A 24139-nucleotide genomic window follows, 5' to 3' on the forward strand; every position below is an offset into this window, starting at 1 on the left:
GGTTTAGTAATTTCTCTAATTGTCCGATACCTGTAAGTATACGACCCTTATTTATGAATTCACTATTTTGTTATTTTGTCAATGCGTAAGTCCTAATATTGTCTTTTGCGATCGCTCCAATGATTTACAACCAATCAGAGTTTAATTTACGCTGTGAATGGGGGTCACAAGGAGTTGCTCAACTAGCTCCCATCAGTGATGTAATTGTGATAGTTGACATTCTTTCTTTTTCTACCTGTGTAGAAATTGCCACTAACAACGGCGCGATAATTTTTCCCTACGCAATGAGAGATGAATCTGTCATAGATTATGCCAAATCAGTACAAGCAGAGTTAGCAAGTCATAGACAACGTTGGACTACAACTGGATATTCTCTCTCGCCAAAATCGGTGACTCAGATTCCTGCTGGAACTAGACTAGTTTTACCCTCACCTAATGGTTCTTTTCTGACTTTACATACAGGGAGTACACCAACTTTGGCTGGTTGCTTGCGAAATTGCCAAGCTGTAGCACAGTTTGCTCAAAAGTATGGTGATAAAATCGCTGTGATTCCTGCCGGTGAGAGGTGGAAAGAAGATGGTAGCCTCCGCCCTGCATTTGAAGATTTGATTGGTGCAGGGGCAATTCTCAGTTATTTAAATGGCAGTCTATCACCAGAAGCCGAAGTCGCTGTGACAACATTTCAGGCTTTCCAGCAAGATTTATTAGGGTACTTGAAAAAATGCAGTTCGGGTAAAGAGTTGATTGAAAAAGGTTTTGAGTCAGATGTTGAACTGTCAGCTGCTTACAACATTAGTGATTGCGTGCCTTTATTTACTGACAATACTTATATAAATTATAGGTTACAAAGTTAATCAAAATAAATAGTAATTTATAATAAAAGATTATTAAATAAGTGGATTTAGAGCCTAACTGAAAAAAAGCACTACGTATAAGCTTTGTGTATCGTTTCGTAGAGAAAAAGAATTAAACTCAAAAATTACGAATTACGAATTAATTAAACGTCGCACTGATTGATTTGACAATATTTTGCATTATCTATAAACTCTTGCAACTTATTTAAAGGAATCATCTGCAATGATGACCCACCTTGTACCTCAGCAGCGATGTAAGCAAACTTTTGTCCACGATAAAATTGGTCACGCCCAACTTTGCTGATATAGCGAGACTTATGAAAGTCGTTGGCAATATTAGAATTATAAATATTTTGTAACAGTTTCACTGCATTAGCATTTTTTGTGGTGAATTTGAGGCGTTTATCACCACTAACAGTTATTCCTTCTTTAGTCACTGTCCCATTTTCAGAAGTGACATCAGCATAAAAGTATAAATTTCCTTTTGTGCCCTCATAGCCGTGGGCTTCGCTGTTGTATCTCAAAGTTGGTAATTGAGGTCTAGTCTTTGCCCACTTTACAACGGTGTTGATGTTTTGCTCTGGAAGCGCATTTGCAGGAGTAACAGCCAAAATAACTGCGATCGCAGATAGAGTAGCATTGAATAAGTAGTTAAATTTAGAACTTTTTTGCATAGTATTTCCCCTGTATACAAATACTGAATATTTCCAGATTAAACCACCACAAGTTAAGAATTACTTCCTGTATGCTGTCAATTGCAAATAAAATTTATTTAGTAATAAAAATAACTTAACTCAACTAATAGCCACTGTCATCTCTCTAAGTATAAATTTGGTTAATTGTATTAATTTTTACTAATTTTTCCTGTGAAAAGGCGAAGTGCTTATGCGTATGAATAACTAAACTAAATCAGTAAACAGTTTCTGACCTACTACTTAGTTACAAAACTTAGACTCAATCTTAGACAAATTGGAGTATGCACTTTTAAGACTGGAGACATTTAAGATACAGGTTGTACATACTTCTTAATAAATCCGCCTTGAGAACGCAAAACGTTTTAATCTAAAAGCTACTGGGTTAATTTACTGGCAGTTTTGCAGGCAATACTCTCAAGCTCATAAAGCATAAACACAGCGATGTGTCAAGCCTCAAAACAATCTAGACTTAACATATAAACGCTTATGATGGGAGTTTTACAAATCCGATGAGTGTTAAGGCGAGTGGTGGAACCTCGGTTGCGCGTCCGCAACTATATCAAACCCTACCTGTATCGACAATTACCCAAGCCGAGCAGCAAGACCGCTTTTTGGGAAGTGGTGAATTAAGTGAACTGGCAAGCTATTTTGCATCTGGTGCAAAGCGTCTAGAAATTTCCCAGAGGCTGACGGAAAATGCCGAGATTATCGTATCTCGAGCTGCCAACCGGATTTTTGTTGGTGGTTCGCCAATGGCTTTTTTAGAAAAGCCTAAAGAAGTAGAAATAGTACCTGTTAGTGCTGTTGCCGGTGCTAATGTTCAACAAGGGATGCAACTGGGAACTGTAACCTACGTTGAAAGTCGTGGCGGGTTCCTAGAAAATTTACGATCAATATTTAACTCATCCCCCAGTGGTCCGACACCTCCAGGTTTCAGACCAATTAACATTGCTCGATATGGCCCAAGCAACATGGCCAAGAGCTTGCGGGATTTATCTTGGTTCTTGCGCTACGCTACTTATGCGATCGTTGCTGGCGACCCCAACATCATAGCGGTGAATACAAGGGGTTTGCGGGAAATCATTGAAAATGCCTGCTCTGGTGAAGCAACGCTAGTAGCTTTGCAGGAAATCAAAGCTGGGTCACTTTCATTTTTCCGCAATGATGCTGAGGGTACAGAAATTGTGTCTCAGTACATGGATGTTTTGTTAACAGAATTCAAAGCAGCCACACCCTCAAATAAACTTCGCCAACGCCCTTCTAGTGACCAGCAAGGGTTAGAATTGCCGCAAATTTACTTTAATGCGGCAGAACGGCGTCCCAAGTTTGTGATGAAGACTGGGTTATCAAGTAGCGAAAAAAATGAGGTAGTTAAAGCAGCCTATCGACAAATCTTTGAGCGCGACATTAGCCGTGCTTATAGCTTGTCTATATCTGACCTAGAATCCAAGGTGAAGAATGGCGACATCTCAATGAAAGAGTTTGTCCGTCGTTTAACTAAATCTCCCCTTTACCAAAAACAGTTTTACCAGCCTTTTATTAACAGCCGAGTCATCGAACTAGCTTTCCGTCACATTCTCGGACGGGGTCCAAGTAGCCGAGAAGAAGTACAAAAATACTTCTCGATTATTTCTAATGGTGGTCTACCAGCCTTAGTAGATGCCTTAGTAGATTCTGCTGAATACAGCGACTATTTTGGCGAAGAAACAGTACCCTACCTGCGGGGTCTGGGTCAAGAAGCACAAGAATGTCGCAACTGGGGGCCGCAGCAAGACCTGTTTAATTACAGTGCGCCTTTCCGCAAGATACCTCAGTTCATTACCACATTTGCGGCTTACGAGCAACCGCTACCAGATCAACATCCCTACGGTTCTGGTAACGACCCCTTGGAAATTCAGTTTGGGGCGATTTTCCCGAAAGAAACTCGCAACCCCAGTACGAGTCCGGCTCCTTTTAGCAAGGATACCAAACGCATCCTGATTCACCAAGGAGCAGGGATTAATAACCAAAATAGTAATCCTAGGGCGCGGGGTGAAGCTCCTGGTACCCTTGGACCCAAGGTGTTCAAATTAGACCAACTACCTGGTACTAGAGGTAGAAAGGCTCCTAAAAGCTCTAGCGTCAAATACTCCGAAAGCTCCACGCAAGCAGTGATTAGAGCTGCTTACCTGCAAGTTTTCGGTCGCGATGTCTATGAAGGTCAGCGCCCGAAGGTATTAGAAATCAAGCTGGAAAATGGCGACATCTCGGTGCGGGAATTTATCCGTGCTTTGGCTAAGTCGGATGTATTCCGCAGCCTGTACTGGTCATCGCTGTATGTTTGTAAAGCGATCGAGTATATTCACCGTCGCTTGTTGGGTCGGCCAACTTATGGTCGTCAAGAAATCAACAAGTACTTTGATATCGCTTCTAAACAGGGCTTTTACGCGGTAGTTGATGCGATTATTAACAGCGTAGAATATAGCGAAGCCTTTGGTGAAGATACAATTCCTTACGAACGGTATCTGACTCCTGGTGGTGTATCAGGGCGACAATTGCGCGTTGGTAGCATTCGTGATGATATTGCGGCAAAAATCCAGAAGGAAGTAACACCGAGTTTTGTGACACTGGGTACAGTGACAGAAAAGCGGTCAGAACCAGATATTCAGTTCCGCATCAACCAAGGTGTCAGCAAGCAACGGGAACAGACCAAAATCTTCAAATTGGTGGCGAATACTACTGACAAGGTGGCAGTCAAAACTTTGATCAGCGCTGCGTATCGTCAGATATTTGAGCGGGATATTGCACCCTACATCGCCAAAAACGAATTTACCAAATGGGAAAGCAAGCTGGGGAATGGCGAAATTAGTGTCAAGGAATTTATTGAAGGTTTGGGTTACTCTAACCTCTACCTGAAAGAGTTCTACACACCTTACCCCAATACCAAAGTGATTGAGTTGGGAACCAAACACTTTTTGGGACGTGCGCCACTAGACCAAGCAGAAATCCGCAAGTATAACCAAATTTTGGCTACTCAAGGTATTCGTGCCTTTATTGGTGCTTTGGTAGATAGTGTGGAATATAACCAGGTGTTTGGTGAAGATACAGTGCCTTACCGTCGCTTCCCGACCCTCCCAGCGGCAAACTTCCCGAATACAGAGAAGTTGTACAACCAGCTGACCAAGCAAAACGATGACGTAGTTGTACCAAGCTTTAAGCCAGTACAAACTCGTGTCGGAGTTAGTACTGATACACCGCTTTTGGTACAGGCGATCGCAGATATAGCAGCACAAACAAATGGTCAGCCATCCTTTGCTGAACTGGGTCGTTCCTACAACGATGCTAGCGGACAATCCGTGGAAGAGGGTGTGCGTAAACATGCACGTATTTACCGTCTAACAGAAAACACTAACCAAGCCGAAAAACAACAGGCAATCAATGCCATTTATCGTCAAGTGTTGGATGTATTTAGCGGTGAAGTGCCCGATCATTTCCGTCGCACTGACTTAGATAGCAAACTCCAAAATGGTGAAATTTCCGTGCGGGAGTTTGTGCGTGAACTAACTAGTTCTCAAATCTATCACCAGCGCTTCTTATCACCTTATCCTCATACCAAGGTCATTGAGTTCCTCTTCCGTCACCTGTTGGGGCGTACACCCGCAACTCAGGAAGAAATTGACCAATACAACAACTTGCTAACCAATAGTGGTTTGTCAGCCGCTGTAGAAGCAATAGTCGAAAGTCCAGAATATAACCGCTACTTCGGTGAAGATGTTGTACCTTACAACCGCTTCCCATCTTTGCCAGCAGGTAACTACCTCGGCAATGTTGCGGTAGATTAAGGAGTAGGCAGTAGGGAATAGGGAATAAAGTACAGATTATTTACTGTTCCCTATCCCCTGTAACCTGTCCCCTGTAACCATCAGAACCTTTCGTAATACCGCTCTCAGATTGCAGTTAAAACAGTAAATTCTGAAAAGTAATATTACAAAGTATTAAGAGCAGTCATAAATGCTCAACAGAATGCCGGAAAATGTTTTGCGGAAGGTAACTGAGTTTGAAAGCTATGTGTACTTATGTTGACTCAAGCAAACTCGTAATTTATTAGCCTTAGCAGTTGTAAAACCGTTGTGTCTAATAGAATGAGAAAACAAACTCAGTAAACCAGACTCAAAGTCGCACCAGTTTAATCAAATCCTGGTTTCATTAGTATTGGAGGAATCCATTAATGAGTATCGTCACGAAGGCTATCGTGAATGCTGATGCAGAAGCTCGCTACCTCAGCCCTGGTGAGTTAGATCGGATCAAGTCCTTTGTTACAAGTGGTGAGCGCCGGGTGCGGATTGCTCAAGTTTTGTCAGAAAACCGCGAACGGCTCGTTAAGCAAGCTGGCGATCAACTGTTCCAAAAGCGTCCTGATGTTGTGTCTCCTGGTGGTAACGCTTACGGTCAAGAATTGACTGCTACTTGCCTGCGTGACCTAGATTATTACCTCCGCCTCGTTACCTACGGTATCGTTGCTGGTGATGTTACCCCCATCGAAGAAATTGGTGTTATTGGTGCCCGTGAACTGTACAAGTCCTTGGGAACTCCTATCGATGGTGTTGCTGAAGGTATCCGTGGGCTAAAGAATAGCTCTGCCTCACTGCTCTCTGGTGATGACGCTAGTGAAGCTGCTGGCTACTTCGACTACCTAGTTGGTGCCCTTCTAGGATAGGGTAAAGCTGTTTACCTATTTAAACAGAAGTATTGCAATACGGTTGGAAATAAGGAATTAACAACATGGCTCAAGACGCAATCACCGCTGTCATTAACTCCGCAGACGTTCAAGGTAAATATCTAGACTCTTCTGCTTTAGAAAAGCTAAAAGGCTATTTTTCCACTGGTGAACTGCGGGTACGTGCAGCTAGCACCATCAGCGCTAACGCTGCTGCGATCGTTAAAGAAGCTGTAGCAAAATCTTTGCTATACTCTGACATCACCCGTCCCGGCGGCAATATGTACACCACCCGCCGCTACGCTGCTTGCATCCGTGATTTGGACTATTACCTCCGCTATGCTACCTACGCTATGTTGGCTGGCGATCCTTCCATCCTAGATGAGCGTGTACTAAATGGCTTGAAAGAAACCTATAACTCTTTAGGTGTTCCTGTCGGTGCTACCGTACAAGCTATCCAAGCAATCAAGGAAGTAACTGCCAGTTTGGTAGGTTCTGATGCTGGTAAGGAAATGGGCGTTTACTTAGACTATATCTCCTCTGGCTTAAGCTAAGAACTAGTTTGCGCTTAAGAATTTAGGTGCGGCTTTATTAAGGTCTGGAAATCAACCGTGAGTGCTAGAACGTTATATTGCTTATCTTGATAAATTATCACTGATGAGTGTTGGTGGTCTAGTATTGATGTTTGATTTCCAGCCTTTGAATAATTAAAAGATTTGCACTCAAGATTTTGAGATAAAAAAGTTTTCACGAGGTATACAGGAGATTTTCAAAATATGTCCCGTTTGTTTAAAATTACTGCTCTAGTTCCCAGCCAAACCCGAATTCGTACCCAACGTGAACTGCAAAACACTTACTTCACTAAGCTAGTTCCTTATGAAAACTGGTTCCGCGAACAGCAACGCATTCAAAAAGCAGGTGGCACAATTATTAAGGTAGAACTGGCAACTGGTAAGCAAGGCGCTAATACTGGCTTGTCGTAATTCTGTAAATAGAATATTATTTTAGAGAATTGGTAAGAGGTCGAGAAAGACCTCTTTTTTGTTGAGAATTGATACTACAAAAAATCTGGTAATTAAGTAATATAGAAACAAGGTACTCTCAATCAAGCTTGTTAACCTTCTTAAAGTACTTTTTCCACTCAGCATCTAGGGCAGCTTCGTACTGAGAACCTAGTTCTTGGCCACTTCCGTACCTAACAAGATTGACCCCTTGCATACTTGATAATTGTAGTAAATAGCTATCTTCTAAAGGACTATCAAGACTCACAACCTCATCAAGCCTTATTGATACAGTAGAACAGTTTCCAAAGAAATGTTGAGTATAAGCATCAGAGTAATTATTATATTGAGAAAGTTTATTCAAGCGATGTTCACCAGGTTCAGTCTTGATTACATACCCTGCCGCAATGAAACCACGTTTCCCTTTTCCAGTTTTTTTCAAGTAGGCTTTATCTCCAACCTCAATTGACTTGACCTTACCTGCACTCCAAGTAATATAGTCCTCTCCTTCTTTTTTAATGTACTCAATTGCTTCTTCAATATAGTTAGGAATATGAACATCAATATCTGGATTTGCTAAGAAAATACGTCTTGACATAATTATGCTGCACCTAGATTAGTACAAGGGTTATCAATTTCTATGAAAAGTATATAATTAGCTTTTATAATACATATATTTTTTGTATACTTACGTATATGTACTATGTTTCAGATAAATATTCAGATTAAGTCATGACTATGTTAATTACTGAGTATCAAAATGCTTTTTAATTGCAGATTAATGATGCCTTCTTTACAAGACGCTACGCATAGCTTGCTGGTATTGTAGGGGTATAGCCAACGCAATTTGTTAGAAACATTGATCTAGCAGTGTATTAAAGTTGACAACTTTAATATTTATGGTTGTAAAGCCTACTTATAAGTTATAAGTTATGATTTATGAGTTTTATTTCTAATTTCTAACTTTTTACCTGTACCGATCGTGAATCTACGCCGCCTAATTCCAATTTTTGATAGTTCAGTCTCCAACTGGGCATTAGAAGCGCGGTTATTGCGCTGGTTAACGTTGATTTGGCTGTTCGTTGGCTTGATAATGCTATTTTCAGCATCATATCCTGTCGCTGATGCCCGTCAGAATGATGGGTTGTATTACTTTAAACGTCAACTGCTTTGGGTTTTAGTTTCCTTAATTGGATTCAATATTATTGTTAATTCGCCGTTGCAGAAAATTTTGGGACTATCCCATTGGTTTTTATTTCTGTTTTTGGGGTTAATTTTTGTCACACTGATTCCAGGATTAGGAAAAAAGGCTTTTGATGCAGCGCGTTGGATTGCGATTGGGCCAATTCCGATTCAACCTTCAGAGTTAATTAAACCCTTTTTGGTGTTGCAAAGTGCGCGGCTTTTTGGTCAGTGGGAACGAATTAGTTGGCGGATTCGCTTGGCTTGGTTGGGTATTTTTGGTCTAGTACTTTTAGGAATTCTTGCCCAGCCTAACTTGAGTACAACCGCACTTTGCGGCATGACTATCTGGCTAATTGCTTTAGCTGCTGGCTTACCTTACAAGTACCTGGGAGGGACAGCAATTGGTGGAGTAATGTTGGCAGTTCTCAGTATTAGCATCAAAGAGTATCAGCGTAAACGGGTGATGTCATTCCTCAATCCTTGGGCGGATGCTACAGGAGATGGCTACCAGTTAGTGCAAAGTTTACTAGCTGTGGGTTCTGGTAAAACTTGGGGAGCAGGATATGGGCTTTCTCAACAAAAGCTGTTTTATTTACCAATTCAAGATACCGATTTTATTTTTGCAGTGTTCGCTGAAGAATTTGGCTTTGTTGGCAGTATGGTGTTGTTAGTACTTTTGGCTACATTCGCCACTTTGGGATTAATTGTGGCACTGAAGGCTAAAAATATAGTACATAGATTAGTAGCGATCGGTGTGACAATTTTGATGGTAGGACAATCATTGCTCCACATCGGTGTTGCAACAGGTTCTCTACCAACTACTGGTTTACCTTTGCCCATGTTTAGTTATGGTGGTAATTCTATGATTGCCAGCTTAATAGCTACTGGGTTGTTGATTCGGGTAGCACGTGAGAGTAGTGAGGCTGAAGTAGTACCGTTGAGAAAATCTCTGCTTGAAAATGGGCGCAGACGTCGGGCTTTTTATAAAACCAGGGATTGATCTCTCAAGAGATAGAACGGCATCCTTTTACAGTTTCCTCATCGCATTTTCCAAAAGCACTTAATCAGAAAACTTTTTGGCGATCAAAGGATATTCTATATTATAGATAAGACTTTTTAAAGAGTCTTGAGCAAGATTAAGTCTTAACCTGAGCATATTTATTCATAAGCTTACATCATAATCTAAATTTTTGAGAAGATATTTAGTGGCGATCGCTATGATTCCTGTTGCTTCGTGTTAATTACCTGATGTGCCAGTTTAAAGGGCGGAATGTGAGTTACTAAAGTCGATGGACGGTATTATCCGTCCACACTTCTGTATTTTCAAGACAGCCTTACATTAGAGCAAAGGAATCTTGAATTAGTTATTGCTAGGTGGCAGAGTAGGTAGAATTGGTTTAATGCTAGGTATAGGAGTAGGCTCTACTTTTTTGATAACTGTGATTGCAAATCCTCTTTGCTGGGGTTGTTGCTTACCAGATATATCATTGACTAGCAGTCCGATTTGAGGGGGGAAGGCTTGATTGACTGGAAACTTCATTGAACCAATTGCTGGAATATCATTGCCATATGGTAAAAGTTTAACCTGAATATTTTCTCCCTCTACTCTCCAACTCAGAATAGCAGATGTCCCTTCATTGAGAACCAAATTTGGTTGCTCGCTACCGTTGATTTTGAAATAAACAATTTTAAATGGTTTGGGTAATATTGTAATTTTTGAGTCAGCTTTTTTAGAACTAATTTTGCCGCTCCCATTGTTAGAAACAGCTTTAATTTCAAATGCAAAATTTCCTACTTTATTTGCTGGTAAAGGAATATTTTTACATTGCAGTTGTTGATTTTGTTGTGTACATAGGTTTTTAAGTTTGGGGTCTGTAATATTGCCTTGATTAAATTTGTAGGTAACTGGTTTGCTATAAGATGTACCATCATCTGCACTGCCAGAAATTTGTACTTGTGCCAGCAGGAATGGACGTGCAATTGACCAACTTAAAAGAATATTTTGACCTTTTGTATACTGTGGTTTATCTGCCTGAAAATTAATAATTTCGGCAATTTGTTTCTCAACTATTTCTACTTGAATAGGCTGGGGTGGTGTTTGATTTATTCGAGAAAATAACTGTATTCCATTTTTATAAAAGGCTTGTAACTCAAAAGTATAATTTCCTTTTGTTTTGACTCCAGTTTTAACATTGCTACAAATTAGCTCTTGTTTTTCTTGCACCTGACAAGGAGGTATTTGATTAGCGCTTCCTTTACCCAGCGTGTCAGGAATGCCATTGGTAAAGTCATAAGTAATAGGCTGAATTGGTTGTGAACCTTTTGCCGTTAATACCAACTTTTGTAACTGTTTATAGTGGTGAATATCCCAGTTTAAAGCTACCTCATCACCTTCAGTAATTTGAGAGTCATTTGCATGAAAATTTTCTAATCTCAAAGGATCGGGGTTTAAAATTCGCCAAATGATAAATCCTATCCCTCCCAATAATCCTAAAACTGCCAAAATCAATAGAATAAATTGCCACCAAGGACGGGGTTTCCATACCAAAGTTCCTTGAGGCAGTGTGTTCGGTAGGGGGAAATTTTGTTGGTCTTTGATGTTGAGTTGAAAGTTGACCATTAGCCCTGCACCAAACCACGGTCGTCGCCACCAAGGTTTGGGTTTGACCGTCAAATTGGCGACAGCACTTCTAGTAGGTAATAATCTTACTTCAGTAGGATCAAATTTGTAAGTATATAGTTCTTCTTCGTCTCTACTTTTTAAGTTTAATATCAGTTCACGGACAATATTGCCCTGGTTAGCCAGTGATAACTCGTACTTGCCAAGACTACGGCTAACTTGTCCCAGGATGGTATTAAGTTCTATATCTAAGCGATAATTTGTCGGAATTTGGATATATACCAAATCCAGCAGTACTAAGTCTGGAGAGTTTTCTGAATACAAGCGGATTGTCGGCGAATAGCTTCCCGCAAGGGTATCTCCAGGTGGGTGAAATTTCAACAATATTTGACCTTGAGTACCAGGATTGAGTTCTAGTGCAGCCACATCAGACACTAATCCTGGACCCTCAAATCCAGTTGTAGGATAATTAATTGTGAACCAGTCATCATCTAAATCTGGACAACTTAAGCGGAATCTATCTACGAGAGAAGAACGATTATCAACTATTACCTCTACTTGCAGAGGTTCACTAGGATTGAAAATTAACGGTTTATTAGGGTTGGTGTTAGGTCTAATGGAAAATGTCGGGTCGTTTACCCGAATTGCGGTCTGTTCTTTTATCAGAACCTTAATTTGGTTTGCGAAAGTTATGGGAGTATCTTGTGGATAATGTAGAGGAGAATCTACCACTAGTGTATAGTCATAGGTTCCTGGAAGAGCATTTGCGGTGATTTGAAACTCAAATCTTACTTCGTCACTATTTTGCCCTGGAGCTAATGCTAAACTTTCTCTAGGAGAACTAGACCAGCCGATTAAATTTTGAAATACTTCGTCAAAAACAAAATATAAGTCAATAACTGCACTTTGATCTCCCTGATTGATTGCAACGATATAGAGTTCAATCGTATCTCCTGGCATCCCAAATTGAATTCCAGGTGGGTTGATAATAACTTGCAGTGGATTGAATTTAGCTTGCATGTCATTGATTCCCTTATTTGATACGATGTAGTTTGACTTGAAAATCTTCACCACCACTCACAATCATGGTTCCTTGGTTAGTTTTCAAGTCGATACTATTGATTTTTTTAGAACTTTGGTAAATTGTTGTACCTTCTGCTGCTCTTGTTTTGTCAAGCTTATGTTCGGGAGTTAAGTACCAAACTACGACTCGTCCATCATCGCCACCACTTACTAAGAGACTACCATCTTCACTAAATGCTAGAGTCCGCACAGATGTTTTTGATGCTGACCAACGGTCTAGTTGTAAACAATTAAGTTCATTGACTTTTTCTAGCGGATTCGGATTTTTGATAGTTTGGCACTGATTTAAATCCCAAATCGTAATAAATCCCGCAGAATCAGAAGTTGCAAGAATTTTTCCGGTTGAGTTAGGAACAAAAGCTAATCCCCAAATAAAGTCTTCAGGCCCAACTAATGGGTCTAACTTTTCTAGATTTTGTACTGATAAACTTGACGATTGTTTATCAGATTGAGTTTGATTCCACTGCCACAATATAAAACGCTTAAAGTTTCCAGCAATTACTAAAGTTTTTGCATCTGGGCTAAGATTTAATGCCCGGACTTGGAAACCTGAGAGTTTCAATCTACTTTGCACGTCAATAACTTGCGGTTCTGGCAGAAAATCGCTGTTAGGTGCTGGTCTTGACCATAGTCTCACTTTACCACTGCCATACCCACTAAATAAGTTAAGTGAGTTTGAGGTGAAAGCTAGGTCAAAAACGCGATCGCCTTTTGCTTTTGGATCTTTAAGGTCTTGAAGTTGGCTAATCTTTGCACCTGAAGGAACATCTCTAAGTTCAATTACACCATTATCTAAACCAACAGCAGCACGATTATTTTGTAATGGCATGAAGCGCAAGACTTGTACAGCGTCATCGGTAATGGCCATCAAGCCTTTGGGCTGTTGTGCTTGGTCGCAAGCAAGGGGCTGCCCAGCGTATCTTACTGTATCATCGGGGTCTAGACTATCACTACCGATTCTCCAAAGTCTTAAAGTACAATCATCTGACCCACTGATCACAGATAAACCAATACCACTAAAACGCACTGAGTTGACAGAACGAGTATGCATTACACCTCTTGGTTGGAGGATTAATGCTAGGAGTGCGGCTAATAGTGCGATCGCAGCCAATTGTAGCCATAAAGGTATAATTGGCAGAGTCTTTACTTCTAATGTCTGCGTGGCTGGGTCTGTACTTCCTAAACGTTGGTCGGATAATTCTGATTTAGCCTCCAGCAACAAAGTTTTACCGATTCCCACCCAAGGGCGTTTTGTTTTAACTTCGAGGATAACTTTACTTGTCTCTCCTAAATGGAGATTGGCGGTTTCAGGAAGTTTTTTAAAACTACATTTTCGCCAGTCTCTACCCTGTACCTGCACATTAATTTGCTGGTTGAGATTGCTAGCATTTTTAAATAGTAATTCAAAGGAAGCTGTATCAGATTTCCAGTCAGGCAACCATGCCGATTTGCTAGGAATTTTCAAGTGTTTTTCTGTGATACTAAAGTCTATAAAACCTACAGGTAAAACTTCAATGTTGCCTCCAGTATTAGTTGGATAACCATTATTGCTAACAGCTTCAATAGTAAAAGGATAATTTTGACTGGGCGCTTGTACAACAGAAGAAGGTTGGCATTGGAATGTAGCTTCTGCTAAACCACCTGGATCTAAGGATAATCGGCGTTCTGCACTGCCAGCCAGCCAAGACGGCTCGACGCCTGTAAAACGTAGCATTACCTCAGTTGGTTGTTGCCCCAAGTTCCGCACCCGGACTGGTATATCGACAGAATTGCGGGGATAAACTTGGAACTCTCGTACAGGCAATTCTACACTTAAATGTGTTGGTCTGTTGTCTCGCTCTATTTTCAGGCGCAGCACAAGTCTGGACTGTTGTGCTAATTGCGGTGAAAAAATATTTACCATCAAGTTGACAGTACCAACAAATCCTGGAATTGGTGTATTAAATACAAAAACTTGAAAGATGGTACTACTGCCTGGTGGCTTGGCTGCCGCTATCTCTGGTTCAAGTCTATACCAGCGATATCCTGTGTTGCGGATTTCTCCGGCTGCGGTAATTTCTATCTGAAAATTGACGAAGCGATCGCTGTCATTATTGACAGTTACCTCAAATGATACAGGAGTATCACCTGGACGAAAAGTTAGGTTCTGGGTAGAAAGGCTGGCATTTATAACACTTTTTTCCATACCATTACTTATAATATTTTTTGATATTCTGGATGATTAACACTATTAAAAAATTAATGTCTCACGAAAACGTCACAGTAACTATTTTTCTTTAATGATTTAAATGTGTATATATAAGGCTCTTATTTGATTTTTGAACAAGACTGCGAAATCATACATCAATACATAAAAGTATAATTAATAGCATTATCAACACGCATTTATCAGTTGGGATACTGTCACCAAAAGTATTCCGACAACAGTCAGCCGAGAATATAGCACTTCATGCGATACCTTCTTGACGAGACATTAGGCGTTCGCAAAGCTTTCCTACAGAACGCTCCGCGAATGCTAACGGCAAGCTACAAAATTTTATCGCTCTGCGTCCAGATGCACGTAAAGTTGGAAAGCGTATACTTGATATTACTTTTCAGATATATAGATTTTCAGTTGAATGCTTTCTTTCAAGCTACTAAGATAAGCTAGCAGCGTATCAATAAAAATCACAATTCCAGCCATTTATAAAAACTCTTCACCAATTATGCCAATTAACGATATTAGGGTGCGTCGCCCAAAATCTATTCTTAAAACTCCACCCACCATTTCCATACCTAATGCTCCACACTATGGGTTAATAGTTGTTGCATACGAAAATTGAGCTAATTTTCTCAATGTTGAACAATTAAGAGGAAATTATCTCATATAAGCAAATAATATGAACGAACTCTTATGAAACTTTGACTACGGAAAATCTTGGATTTTGAACAGAATGGCGATCGCTAATATATAAGAATCCGGTTTTATTTCTGAATTTACCTACGTGGATAGGTAACAGGGATAAATACGTATTGAGTCTTGTTCAAAAATAAAATAGGAGTCCTGTATGAGTGAAAAAGAATTTAGAGAGATAGCACTGCTACGTCTGCACAAGGGTGTCTAGATAACGTATATTTAATTTCTGGATATAACTTTTGAGTAATGCTTTAACTTAAATTAAAATCGCTGACCTATACCTAGATGCACTTTGCTTTCTCCCTGATCGTTAATACCATAGTCAGCCCGAATTAAGCCTAGTGGTGAATTTAATCGCACTCCCGCCCCATAACCAAAACCATAACCTGGTTTATCCCTTACACCTGCTGGATCTCCTAATACAGTATCACCAGAGCCTAAATCTGAGGCGAAGTCGGCAAATAATACACCGCCTACGATTGGTAAGACAGGAAAACGATATTCTGCGGAAGCTAATACGTAACTGCGACCACTACCAACTTCTCCAGAATCGTAACCGCGTACCGAGTTAGAACCACCCAAGTTAAAGCTTTCGTAAGGCGGTAAATTCCCGATGACAGTACCAGCTTGCACATTCATCGCAAATACTTGTGGCTGTTTGCTATTAAATAACTGTACTGGTAAATATTGGCTGTAATTGGCTTTGAGGCGATTTAGAGAAATATTCCCTTCACCAATGGGTATAGATTGTTCTGTACTCAGACTCAAAACAGAACCTTGAGTTGGATTAATCGGGTTATCTCGTTGGTCTTTGGTGGCGATAAAGGATACGGTAGTTAAGTCATCAATACCAGTTCCACTGGTAGAGAGGGGATTGCCCTGAGCGTCGGTTGGGGTAATATTACCTTGGCGATCGCGAATACTAGTTCGGGTATAATTTAATCCTAATGAAGTATTCCAGTCATCAATTGGTTGCTGCAAGCTAACACCACCGCCAATTTGACCTTCTCGTACTTTGTCACCATTAGCTAAGGTAATCTTGTCATCAAAGGTTTCCGAAAGTTCCTGACTACGAAAACCATTTACAGTGTAGCCCAAGCGATCGGGGTTAGTTGTCCGATAAGGACTGGTAAATTTGGTATTAAACTGCAAGTCTCGGCTACTTACCCCAACATTCACACCTAAAGTATCATTAACACCACCGACATTCTGATCTTGATAACTGATTGTGCCTACTAAACCTTGATCGGCATTGTAACTACCACCCAAGTTAACACCACGCGCCCCAGTTTCTTTAAGTTGGTAGACTAAATCAAGTTTTGTCGCATCTCCTTCCAAAGCAACATTCACAGTTTCAAATAAACCAGTACGATATAGCTGTTGAATGTCTTGTTTAACGACATTTTCTTGGAAGATTTGACCGGGTTTCAACTTGAGTTGTTGTTGGATAAAATCTGGTTTGGTGCGTCCTCCGACAGAATTACCTTTGCTGTCAACGGTTTTGCCTTCATCGTTGATAAAACGAAATTTGATATCATTCACCAAACCTTCAGCAACATTCACAGTGAGAATGCCTTGAGAAGTGGGTTTAATTGATAACACTCGTCCTAAGTTATAACCATTGTCGGCGTACCACTTGTTAATTTGTGCTACTGCTTGTTGCAGTCCACTGGGACTAATGGTGGTTCCAATCTGAGATTGCAAACGTTGTTGAGCGACTTGATAGGTAAGTACCTTAGCACCAGATAATTGCAGCGATTGTACAATCACTGGTTGGACTTGGTATACTACATTCAATCCCGCTTGGGTGCTAAAGCTATTCACACTGACATTGCTAAATAAACCTGTATTTAAAATTGCTGTTACATCTTTTTGTAGCTGGCTTTGACTAGTTTCTCCACCCACCTGGGTTTTAATTACCTGACGAATGATTTGCTGTAATTCTTGATTGGCTCCCACCACTTCTACATTTGTAGCTGTGACGACTAAATTGCTTTCAGTCGCGGGAGTGTTGGGGGATGAAGGAGAAAAAGAGGGAGTGGGAGCGAGTATTACTGATGAATTCCCATTATCTACTGATTTTAAAACTACTGGGGAATTCTTATTTGCACCTGTTTGTACGGCGACGGGTTTTTGAGAAAATTGTTGTGCAACTATAGTTTCTGGGGAAGCAATTGTCTCTACTCGTGCGGGAGTGTGTTCAATTATTGGCACTACCAAGTTACCAGCTTTTGTAGTTGGAGTAACGGTTTTAGCAGGTGCAGCCGTTGCTTGCTGAGTAACATTGCCAGTAGCTAAAGTAGCTAAAGTAAAAATTGCAGTAGCAGAAACTCGCATAATATTTAACCTAATTAACTGGGAGTTAGTTGTAGAGACGCTAGCGAATAGGGATAATACTAACTTCCAGCTTCTTCGTCGATTTCCCTATTTATACCTCTTACCCAAACAGACAGTTAATTTTGATATTTTGTTTCTTATGAGTAATGTATCTCGGTCATCTCTAGCATCTAACTCTCAATCTGCAACTTCTCCTTTGCGGTTACTTGTATTAAGTAATGGTCATGGGGAAGATATGATTGCAGTTCGGATTTTGCAAGAACTTCAACGACAACCAAACCCACCAGAGATATTTGCTTTACCTCTGGTGGGTGAAGGACGTGCTTATGAACAGTTGGATATCCCCTTTATCGGTTCAGTCCTGAATATGCCTTCTGGCGGCTTTATTTATATGGATGGTCGCCAATTAGCGCGGGATGTACGCGGTGGTTTATTGCAACTTACCCTCAGCCAAATTAAAGCTATCCGCCGTTGGGTGAGTTCTCAAAAAAAACTAGGTAATAAAAGAGCAATCTTAGCAGTGGGAGATATTATCCCCTTATTGTTTGCAACATTCAGTGGCGCTAATTATGCTTTTGTCGGTACGGCAAAATCTGAATATTATGTGCGAGATGAAGCTGGATTATTACCACGGAAATCTAAAGACGCAGGTTGGGAAAACTTTTCTGGTTCAGTTTACCATCCTTGGGAACGTTGGTTAATGAGTCGTCGCCGTTGTAAGGCAGTGTTCCCTAGAGATGAGCTGACGGCGCAAATATTAAAACAATGGCCAATTCCAGCTTTTTCTTTCGGTAATCCGATGATGGATGGTCTAGAGTCGATGTTTTCACGCCAACAATTTTATAGTCAGAATAGCCAACAGCAAGAGACAGTTCGACCGTTTGTAGTGACTCTGCTTCCTGGTTCTCGTGCGCCAGAAGCTTACACGAACTGGGAAACAATTATGATTGCCGTATCTGCATTGATGGCAAGTTTTCAACAGCGAGATTCAATCTTCTATACTTCTAACAAAGTAGTGTTTTTAGGTGCGATCGCTCCTGGTTTAGACTTTAATATTTTATCTCAAAGCATGCAATCCCAAGGCTGGCGCGCCGAATCAGCATCTCCTATTAAACTTCGCGATCCAAATGTATTGACATTTAAACAGAGAAATGCTTATTTGTTGTTGACACAAAAAGCTTATAATGATTGCTTGCATTTGGGAGATTTAGCGATCGCAATGGCAGGTACAGCCACAGAACAATTTATTGGTTTAGGCAAACCTGCGATCGCGATTCCCGGTAATGGACCACAATATAACCCTGGCTTTGCTGAATCTCAAAGTCGTCTTCTCGGATCGTCTTTAATTTTAATCGATCAACCCGTAGAAGTAGCGAAGGTTGTACAATCCCTATTTAAAAACCCTGATAATTTACAAATTATTGCTGAAAATGGTGAGCGACGTATGGGCAAACCGGGGGCAGCATTACGTATTGCTAATTGCTTGCGGGAAAGATTGGGATAATGGAGTATTGGGCAAAACAGTGTTGAGTGCTGAGTGCTGTTAACTTTCTTTGAGGCGTTGAGCCAGTGCTAAGTTAGGAGTTAGGAGTTAGAAGTAAGGAGTTATTCTCCTTATCTCCTTATCTCCCCATCTCTTCCTTGTCCTTAATTCCTCACGCCACCAATCCTGAACGTAAGGCCCTTACCGCAGCTTGGGTACGATCATCAGCACATAGTTTATTTAGAATATTACGAACATGGGTTTTTACAGTACCAACTGTAATGTAGAGTTTCTCGGCAATTTGACCATTACTACACCCAGCTACAATCAACTCTAGAATTTCCAGTTCTCGTTGAGTCAGAGGGTATGTTTCCAAAACTTGCTCGTATTCTGTCGCCAGCGCCTCAATTTTTACAGTTTTCGGTTTGTCAGAACCTTGGCTTTCTCCAGGAATACCCTGGCGCATCTTCCGCAACACGACGTTGGCAATTGCCGGATCAATCCAAGAGTTACCGCCGTGAGTTGCTTGAATTGCCTCAGTTAATTTACTAATGCTAGTTTCTTTCATGTAATAAGAATCAGCTCCAGCTGCAAAAGCTGCAAGTACAGCATCCTCTGTATGATCCATTGTCAAAATAAGAATCTTCGTAGTAGATTGCCCATTTTCAGCCTGGGAGCGTTTGAATTTACGAGTGAGTTCGATGCCATCCATGTCAGGCAAGCCGATATCTACTACCGCTACATCTGGCTTTGCCGTTTCTAAAAGTTTTAATCCTTGGGTAGCATTTGCTGCTTCGCCAATTACTTTCAATGCACTATGAGACTGTAATGCTGCTCGTAGCCCCATTCGCGTTAAGTCATGATCTTCAATTAAAATAATACTAATTTCATTCATCATTGCACTCACTCTTGCGCTGTTTGGCATCTTTACAAAGTATTAGCTTTTGTATCTATTATCTCTTAATTTTCCCAAACTAAAGATAGATGATATTTCAACTTGTCTGCATCCACCGATAGAAATAATAATATCCCAAATTTTTATATTTAGATAGAGGACAAATCTAGCTGAAGATATATAGATACTTACACAAAAAGTATGAAATATTGAAACGAATGCCAAATTACTTCTCCTTGCTGACAATTCAGTTTGGAGTTGCCATATTCCATTCATTAACTAGTATTATTTGGGATCGGACTTTAAAAAAGCTTACAAAATGAAAAAGATACACCCTGTAATAAGTTGTTTTACGAGCAAGTGAATGATGTTTAGAGCGATTTTTAACCAAACCTTTGGATTTATCCGATTGATAGAGCCAATAGAAATATTCATCGAAAATAATCAGGCAGAGTTAAAATTTGCTGTAATCGCCAACAGCAAAGTATTTTGTAGCTTTTGGTGACGAACTTATTCGTCTGACTTTCTACATCATAGAATATCAACCTTCTGTGCAAATCTCTCTTTTTAGGTTTTAAATTTTTGCCTAACTTTTGTCGGGGTCTTTCTTCAATATAAAAGTTATTAATTTAGCGAACATATAATTTTAGTATATCTGTAAAAATACTAGCGTAGGTCTGGCGATCGCTAAGAAAATTATCGAAATTTCAGGAGATAAAATTACTTCAGATTCACAAATAGGTAGAGATAGTACTTTTATTATTTATTTGGTCTAACTAACCTGATAAATAAAACTATTCAAGCTTATGGTACACGATAATGCTATACAACTCTCACCAATGACTGACGACGGTGGCTTACTTACTCATTTATAATTGTTTTAAGTTTGGTAAAGTATTTTATTTTACTTTATATAAACTGTGTCTGCTTGTTAATTACTAATTTTTTGAGGAATATTGGTCATTTGCTTGGAATTTAGTTCCCAGAGTCTAAGAAATTAACCAGATTGAAGATAAAACAGACTGAATTTAACCAAAGAAAAACTCCGAAAGAGTGATTAAGATACTACTAATGGAGGATGATGAAATTGATGTAATGAATTTTAACCATGTATGAAAGTAAAGATTATGCAAAATACCTTAGTCAATCAAATTAGAAATTTTAGATGTCCAAAAATCTTATATTCTTTAGTTGGATAATTTGAAAAGTGAAATGTTATGGATCGACCTATGTTTGGCGGCGAAAATAAAAACCGATGGAAGAGACGCTGAAAATTTTGGTTGTAGACGATGATAAAATAGACCGGATAGCAATCCGTTCTGCACTGACTACAGCAGGTGTTCAGATAGAACTGTCAGAAGTAGGCGATGGAAATGATGCATTATCTGTCTTAAGCACTACTACCTACGATTGTGTTTTTCTTGATTATCGCTTACTAAAGCAGGATGCATTAACTTGGATTCAACAGCTACGTTCTTCAGAAATTAAAGTTCCTTTAGTAATCCTAACTGGTCAGGGAGATGAAAAAATTACTCTCCAATTATTGAAAGCTGGTGCTACAGACTATCTTTCTAAGTCTACAATATCCTCAGAAACTTTGTTGCAGGTCTTGCGGAGTGCAATTCGGATTTATCGAGCGGAGATGCAGGTAGATTGGGCAAACCAGCAGCTCAGAGAAAGTCATGAACAACTCATTTGTAAAAACCAAGAATTAGAGAGACAACAGCAACAGATTCAAATACAAAACTTCAAACTATTAGAGGCATCACGCTTAAAATCGCTTTTTTTGGCAACTATGTCGCACGAACTTAGAACGCCGATGAATGCGATTATTGGTTTTTCGCAAATACTGCTGCGTCCTAAATTTTGTCAACTAACACATCAGCAAACAGATATGGTTGAGCGCATTTTTAATAATGGTAAGCATTTGCTGATGCTACTCAATGAAGTTCTCGACTTTTCCAAGCTGGAGGGAGGAAAATTAGATTTAAAGGCGGAAATTTTTGATGTATTAAAAGTAATTAATCTCGTTATAAATGAAATGCATTCTTTAGCTGAGGCTAAAAATATTTCATTGTTAGTACAAAACAATTTGCAAAATCCTTTAGTATTTAACGATCCGGTTCGTGTCAAACAGATTTTAACTAACCTTCTCTCCAACGCCATTAAATTTACAGAGTCTGGTGAAATTTGGGTTGAGGTTAAGGAACTACCTACAAATCGAGTAGTAATTATCGTTCAAGATACAGGTATTGGCATAGCTCCCAAAGATTTTAAACACATTTTTGAGGCATTTCGACAAATCGATCAAACTATCACTCGGAAATATCCAGGTACAGGTTTAGGTTTGGCAATCATAGATTCGCTAGTGCGAATGATGGGTGGTAAAATATTTCTTGAAAGTAAATTGGGGGTAGGTTCAATGTTTAAAATTGAATTACCACGTCAAATTAGATTACCAACAGTAGCAGCCAATACTCCAGCTTCACAGTTGGATAATGACGATTTTTTTTATCCTGTACAAAATTACTCATCAGTCATATCATCAAGCCAGGAAAGCACCAATAGAATATCCTAAATTTAAAAATTACTTCCAACAAAACTGATAAGAATTTATAAATCATGTCTGTAGTTGAAAATAATAAAATTGATCGTATTTTAGCAGTTGACGACACTCAAGATAATCTCATATTGGTTCAAGCAATTTTAGAAAGCGAGGGGTATAAAATTGATTTGGCTTCAGATGGAATAAAGGCTTTACGCCAAATTGAGCAATCTCCACCTGATCTGATTCTGTTAGATGTAATGATGCCGGGGATAGATGGCTATGAAGTCACACGTCGGATTCGGAATAACCCCGCAATCTCTTATATTCCAATTTTGTTGATTACTGCCTTTCACCAATCCAGCGTTGTCGAAGGTTTGGATGCAGGTGCTGACGATTTTATTCGTAAACCATTTGATACTGATGAACTACTGGCAAGAGTGCGATCGCTATTACGTCTTAAGCACAGTTTGGACGAACAACAAAAAATGGCCCGCCAACGGGAAGACTTTGTTTCCCGTCTAACTCATGATTTGCGAACTCCCCTGGTAGCCGCCGATCGCATGTTGAATTTGTTTGAAATGGAAATATTCTGCAAAATTTCACCAGAAATGAAACAGGCGATCGCAGTAATGATTCGTAGTAACCAAAATTTGATGGAAATGGTCAACACTTTATTAGAAGTATATCGCTTCGAGGCAGGTAAAAAAACGTTGAATTGGGAGGAATGCGATTTACGTGAGATATTTCAAGAAGTAGTGAGCGAACTAAGTCCTCTAACCAATGAAAAAGGCTTGACTCTGGAAATTGATACCCATAAATTAGATCCACTGAGTCAAAAAGCTGCTGTTATTATGGGCGATCGCTTAGAATTACGACGAGTTTTAAACAACCTGATTGCAAATGCTATCAAATTTACAGATACAGGAGGTATAACAATCCGCATTTATGAAACATCATCTAATTCAGGAAATATAGATTCAGTAATAATTGAGGTACAAGATACAGGATATGGAATTGTACCAGAAGATCAGGCAACAATTTTCGAGCGATTCCGCCAAGGCAGAAATAAACGTTCAGGTAGTGGTTTAGGACTACATTTATCCCATCGCATTATAGAAGGGCACGCAGGAACTATCAAAGTAGCTTCTGAACTAGGTAAAGGCAGTTTATTTACCATGAAATTACCTAAAAATACTTAAGTTATTTCCCTTCACCACAGATTATTTTGAGCATATCTCCCAAGAAATTACATTTAATTTTTGATGTCTGTTTTATGTTACCAACAAAAATTAAATTAGCTTAAATTATATAAATTAATTACAGTCACCATTTAAAGGTTAATCCAATCAAAAATTGCCGGATAATATTATATCCGATTAAAAACTTATGATTTAGCTCGCAGAGGATAGGGGGAAAGAGGCTTTTAGGATTGTTGCACTAAATGCGGTAATTATAAGTAATTAACCGGACTTGAGATATATTTGCCTCTGCGAATATTTGCATACTCCCAACGGTAGATGTATTGAGAGACTAGAATAACTAAATTCTATTTTTGTATCATTCTATAGAGAGTAGAAATAACTATTTTACAAAGTTATTATTCAACCTATTAATGCCTGAAAAACGTGTATGCACCCTGGAATCATAACCCAGGGTCTTTTTTATAAAAATTTAGATACTTATAGTTTTTTGATTATTGACAACTGTCCATGTCCACCCTCAACTTTTAATAGGATGGACATGGACAGCGGTTAAAAAGGATTATAGAGTAAACTAAAATACAGACCGTTTTCTTGTAATGTTCTCTGATTATTTGAGTCAATAGATATCAAAGGGATACCCCAGT

General features: G+C 39.6%; 13 protein-coding genes and 2 pseudogenes. 9 read left to right on the plus strand and 6 right to left on the minus strand.

The annotated features are described in order from the left end of the window. Nucleotides 1-119: 119 nt before the first annotated feature. Nucleotides 120-854: a 2-phosphosulfolactate phosphatase gene (locus V7K79_RS07975; protein ID WP_335046354.1), complete on the plus strand. Its 735-nt coding sequence runs from the start codon at nt 120-122 to the stop codon at nt 852-854. 143 nt (nt 855-997) lie between these two features. Here the strand turns inward: V7K79_RS07975 and V7K79_RS07980 are convergent, their stop codons facing one another. Further along, nucleotides 998-1528 (minus strand): hypothetical protein, encoded by a 531-nt coding sequence (locus tag V7K79_RS07980; RefSeq protein WP_335046356.1) that lies wholly within the window; start codon nt 1526-1528, stop codon nt 998-1000. 530 nt (nt 1529-2058) lie between these two features. Here V7K79_RS07980 and V7K79_RS07985 point away from each other — a divergent pair. The 4 genes and pseudogenes from V7K79_RS07985 to V7K79_RS08000 all read left to right on the plus strand — a co-directional run. Then, a pseudogene (locus tag V7K79_RS07985) lies at nt 2059-5358 on the plus strand (phycobilisome rod-core linker polypeptide); the annotation flags it as partial. Between the two features lie 398 nt (nt 5359-5756). Beyond that, complete coding sequence (gene apcA / locus V7K79_RS07990; RefSeq protein ID WP_104908011.1) at nt 5757-6245, plus strand: allophycocyanin subunit alpha; 489 nt, start codon at nt 5757-5759, stop codon at nt 6243-6245. A gap of 65 nt (nt 6246-6310) precedes the next feature. Next, nucleotides 6311-6799: an allophycocyanin subunit beta gene (gene apcB / locus V7K79_RS07995; RefSeq protein ID WP_104908010.1), complete on the plus strand. Its 489-nt coding sequence runs from the start codon at nt 6311-6313 to the stop codon at nt 6797-6799. 222 nt (nt 6800-7021) lie between these two features. Continuing rightward, nucleotides 7022-7228 carry a phycobilisome linker polypeptide gene (locus V7K79_RS08000; protein WP_094349821.1) on the plus strand — a complete coding sequence of 69 codons (207 nt, stop codon included), beginning with the start codon at nt 7022-7024 and terminating at the stop codon, nt 7226-7228. 118 nt (nt 7229-7346) lie between these two features. On the opposite strand, the gene V7K79_RS08005 is transcribed toward V7K79_RS08000, so the two are convergent. After that, nucleotides 7347-7844, minus strand: coding sequence for a hypothetical protein (locus tag V7K79_RS08005; protein ID WP_335046361.1), 498 nt, complete (start codon nt 7842-7844; stop codon nt 7347-7349). 384 nt (nt 7845-8228) lie between these two features. Here V7K79_RS08005 and V7K79_RS08010 point away from each other — a divergent pair, with 384 nt between their 5' ends. After that, nucleotides 8229-9431, plus strand: a complete 1203-nt coding sequence (locus V7K79_RS08010) for an FtsW/RodA/SpoVE family cell cycle protein (protein ID WP_335046364.1) — start codon at nt 8229-8231, stop codon at nt 9429-9431. 360 nt (nt 9432-9791) lie between these two features. On the opposite strand, the gene V7K79_RS08015 is transcribed toward V7K79_RS08010, so the two are convergent. The 3 genes from V7K79_RS08015 to V7K79_RS08025 form a co-directional block, all read right to left on the minus strand. Beyond that, nucleotides 9792-12071: a COG1470 family protein gene (locus V7K79_RS08015; protein WP_335046366.1), complete on the minus strand. Its 2280-nt coding sequence runs from the start codon at nt 12069-12071 to the stop codon at nt 9792-9794. Between the two features lie 13 nt (nt 12072-12084). Next, on the minus strand, nt 12085-14319 hold the full coding sequence (locus V7K79_RS08020; protein WP_335046368.1) for a hypothetical protein: 2235 nt from the start codon (nt 14317-14319) through the stop codon (nt 12085-12087). A gap of 972 nt (nt 14320-15291) precedes the next feature. Then, nucleotides 15292-17367 (minus strand): outer membrane protein assembly factor, encoded by a 2076-nt coding sequence (locus V7K79_RS08025; protein WP_335046370.1) that lies wholly within the window; start codon nt 17365-17367, stop codon nt 15292-15294. A gap of 139 nt (nt 17368-17506) precedes the next feature. Here V7K79_RS08025 and V7K79_RS08030 point away from each other — a divergent pair, with 139 nt between their 5' ends. Then, nucleotides 17507-18871 (plus strand): lipid-A-disaccharide synthase-related protein, encoded by a 1365-nt coding sequence (locus tag V7K79_RS08030; protein WP_335046372.1) that lies wholly within the window; start codon nt 17507-17509, stop codon nt 18869-18871. 151 nt (nt 18872-19022) lie between these two features. Here the strand turns inward: V7K79_RS08030 and V7K79_RS08035 are convergent, their stop codons facing one another. Beyond that, nucleotides 19023-19745 (minus strand): response regulator transcription factor, encoded by a 723-nt coding sequence (locus tag V7K79_RS08035; protein ID WP_104908003.1) that lies wholly within the window; start codon nt 19743-19745, stop codon nt 19023-19025. A 1255-nt stretch (nt 19746-21000) separates the two neighbouring features. Here V7K79_RS08035 and V7K79_RS08040 point away from each other — a divergent pair. Continuing rightward, nucleotides 21001-22351, plus strand: a pseudogene (locus V7K79_RS08040) (ATP-binding response regulator). Between the two features lie 16 nt (nt 22352-22367). Continuing rightward, nucleotides 22368-23492: a hybrid sensor histidine kinase/response regulator gene (locus tag V7K79_RS08045; protein ID WP_335046376.1), complete on the plus strand. Its 1125-nt coding sequence runs from the start codon at nt 22368-22370 to the stop codon at nt 23490-23492. The last annotated feature ends 647 nt before the right edge of the window (nt 23493-24139 follow it).

Source organism: Nostoc sp. (assembly GCF_036917575.1).
In the GTDB taxonomy this organism is placed as follows: Bacteria; Cyanobacteriota; Cyanobacteriia; order Cyanobacteriales; family Nostocaceae; genus Nostoc.

Coding starts and splice junctions, on each gene's coding strand:
- V7K79_RS08045 (WP_335046376.1), top strand. CDS start 22,368: ATGTCTGTAGTTGAAAATAATAAAATTGATCGTATTTTAGCAGTTGAC.
- V7K79_RS07975 (WP_335046354.1), top strand. CDS start 120: ATGATTTACAACCAATCAGAGTTTAATTTACGCTGTGAATGGGGGTCA.
- V7K79_RS08035 (WP_104908003.1), bottom strand. CDS start 19,745: ATGAATGAAATTAGTATTATTTTAATTGAAGATCATGACTTAACGCGA.
- V7K79_RS08020 (WP_335046368.1), bottom strand. CDS start 14,319: ATGGAAAAAAGTGTTATAAATGCCAGCCTTTCTACCCAGAACCTAACT.
- V7K79_RS08025 (WP_335046370.1), bottom strand. CDS start 17,367: ATGCGAGTTTCTGCTACTGCAATTTTTACTTTAGCTACTTTAGCTACT.
- V7K79_RS08005 (WP_335046361.1), bottom strand. CDS start 7,844: ATGTCAAGACGTATTTTCTTAGCAAATCCAGATATTGATGTTCATATT.
- V7K79_RS08015 (WP_335046366.1), bottom strand. CDS start 12,071: ATGCAAGCTAAATTCAATCCACTGCAAGTTATTATCAACCCACCTGGA.
- apcA (WP_104908011.1), top strand. CDS start 5,757: ATGAGTATCGTCACGAAGGCTATCGTGAATGCTGATGCAGAAGCTCGC.
- apcB (WP_104908010.1), top strand. CDS start 6,311: ATGGCTCAAGACGCAATCACCGCTGTCATTAACTCCGCAGACGTTCAA.
- V7K79_RS08030 (WP_335046372.1), top strand. CDS start 17,507: ATGAGTAATGTATCTCGGTCATCTCTAGCATCTAACTCTCAATCTGCA.
- V7K79_RS07980 (WP_335046356.1), bottom strand. CDS start 1,528: ATGCAAAAAAGTTCTAAATTTAACTACTTATTCAATGCTACTCTATCT.
- V7K79_RS08000 (WP_094349821.1), top strand. CDS start 7,022: ATGTCCCGTTTGTTTAAAATTACTGCTCTAGTTCCCAGCCAAACCCGA.